The 1,266-nt window shown below is 67.5% G+C and carries 2 protein-coding genes; both read left to right on the plus strand.

The window, feature by feature from the left end; all coding sequences use genetic code 11:
* Window positions 1-345: hypothetical protein (locus ACMTNU_RS20685; RefSeq protein WP_413937176.1), on the plus strand; the 345-nt coding region annotated here is incomplete at its 5' end.
* A 16-nt stretch (window positions 346-361) separates the two neighbouring features.
* Window positions 362-1,266: hypothetical protein (locus tag ACMTNU_RS20690; RefSeq protein ID WP_413937177.1), on the plus strand; the 905-nt coding region annotated here is incomplete at its 3' end.

Here is a 1,266-nt window from a genome sequence, read left to right on the forward strand (position 1 = left end):
GCCGACGTGGTCGACCCGATCACGGGCCGCAAGACGGTCCAGCGCCCGACCAAGGCGCAGTTCAAGGACGGCCGCTACGTGAACAACGCGAAGGACAAGAAACTGCGCGACTGGATCGACAGCGTGTTGCAGTCCAACACCCGCTTCGGCAAGCCCGGCTCGGGCTGCGACTTCTGGCTGGCCGAGGACGCGATCCGCATGACGAAGGCCGCCGCGAAGGCGAACGCGACCGAGACGCTGAAGCGGCTCGCGGCCGAGAACCGCGACGAGTTCGACAAGCTGGTCGCTGAGTTGCAGCAGGGCGACGCGACCGACGAGAAGATGCCGGCAGCGCCGGTAGCGTAGGAAAGGAGCCCGGGTCGTGAGTCAAGTAACGCGACAGGCGATGACGGACGACTCGGGCGTCTTCACCGACGGGACGATCGTCGACGAGGCGTTCGTAGACCAGATTTACGATCAGGTCGATGACCAGTGCCACTCGTCGACCAACCCGACGGTGAAGCCAAAGGCGATCACCGACGAGGTAGTCGCGGCCCGCGGCAACCTCGCGAGTCTGGATGCGCGACTGTCGGCGGTTGTGGACGATGACGGCGTGCCGGTCCCGAGCGCATCTGCCGTCACGGCCGCGGAGGCCGGCGAGCTTCCCACCACCAACTGCGTCCTCAACGAGACGTTCATCATCTGGGCGGCGGGTGACTCGGCCGCGCCATCCGGCTGGACGCTGGCGGGCACCGGCGCGGCCGTCGCTCGAGCCGGCACCAGTCTCGCCGACACCAAGCGCAAGGTCGGGGACTTCTGTGCGAAGGTGACGTATGGGTCGGCTACCCTGACGCTGAGCCAGGACGTGCTGCCGACGGCCGCGTTCAGCCGCGTCGACCACCTCAAGAACGAGGATGTGGCCTTCGGCGCCTGGGTGTGGGCCGACGCCGCGTCGCAGGCGCGCGTCTACGTCAACGACGGCGTGACGACGACGTACAGCTCCTACCACACCGGGGACGGCTCGTGGCAGTGGCTCAGCCTGTCGCACACGATCTCCGGCTCGGGCACCAAGCTCACGGTCGGGATCGCGGTCGGGTCCGGCGCCGCGAATCCGGCCTACTTCAGCGGCCCGACGCTCGTCTTCGGCTCGGTCAAGCCCGTCAATTGGCGGCCGACGCCGATGGTTGCGGGCACGGTCTTCCTGCCGTTGGTCGGTGCCCAGTCCACCGGTACCGCGAAGGGCTGGTACACGTTCAACCGCATGGCGTACGTGAAGCACATCGAGTG

The organism is Nitrospira sp. BLG_1 (genome assembly GCF_047338595.1).
GTDB lineage: Bacteria > Nitrospirota > Nitrospiria > Nitrospirales > Nitrospiraceae > Nitrospira_D.